Origin of the sequence: uncultured Serinicoccus sp. (genome assembly GCF_947500995.1) — a bacterium.
In the GTDB taxonomy this organism is placed as follows: domain Bacteria; phylum Actinomycetota; class Actinomycetes; order Actinomycetales; family Dermatophilaceae; genus Ornithinicoccus.
Window position 1 is genome coordinate 1 of sequence record NZ_CANMUA010000035.1, and the last position, 535, is coordinate 535.

A 535-nucleotide genomic window follows, 5' to 3' on the forward strand; every position below is an offset into this window, starting at 1 on the left:
GGGGGATGAGCCCGAAGTAGGGAATGGCGCTGGACGGCAGGACCAGCCCGGCCCCCCAGGCGACCAGCAGCGCAGCACCGAGGATCCCGACGAACCCCAGGTACTGCCCCAGCGCGATCCGGGTGGTGGTGCCTCGTTGGCCGGCGCCTCGGGCGAAGAACAGAGAAAGAATGATGATGTCATCGATGTTGGTGGCCATGAACAGCCCGATCGCCTGCAGGACCGTGGTGAGGATCACCGGCTGACCTCGCAGCCGGCGACGGGGCACTGCGGATCCAGGCACGGGGCGTCCTCGTTCACGGCGAGGGTCACCTCGACCAGCGCGAGCAGCGCGTTGGTGAGGTGCGGGTCGGCGATCGCGTAGAGGGTCTGTCGTCCCTGCGGTTCGGCCACGACGATGCCGCAGTCGCGCAGACAGGTCAGGTGGTTGGACACGTTGGGCCGCGTCAGGCCGAGGCCCTCGGCAAGTCCAGCGGGATAGGCAGGCCGTTCGAGCAGCGACAGCAGGATCCGAGCCCGCGTCGGATCTGCCAGG

2 protein-coding genes are annotated in these 535 nt (G+C 68.6%); both read right to left on the reverse strand.

Annotation, left to right across the window (positions count from 1 at the left end):
* On the reverse strand, window positions 1–238 hold a 238-nt coding region (locus Q0967_RS17325), incomplete at its 3' end, for a cadmium resistance transporter (protein WP_299451313.1).
* Complete coding sequence (locus Q0967_RS17330; RefSeq protein ID WP_299451316.1) at window positions 235–534, reverse strand: helix-turn-helix transcriptional regulator; 300 nt, start codon at window positions 532–534, stop codon at window positions 235–237. The genes Q0967_RS17330 and Q0967_RS17325, both read right to left, overlap by 4 nt.
* Between the last annotated feature and the right edge of the window lies 1 nt (window position 535).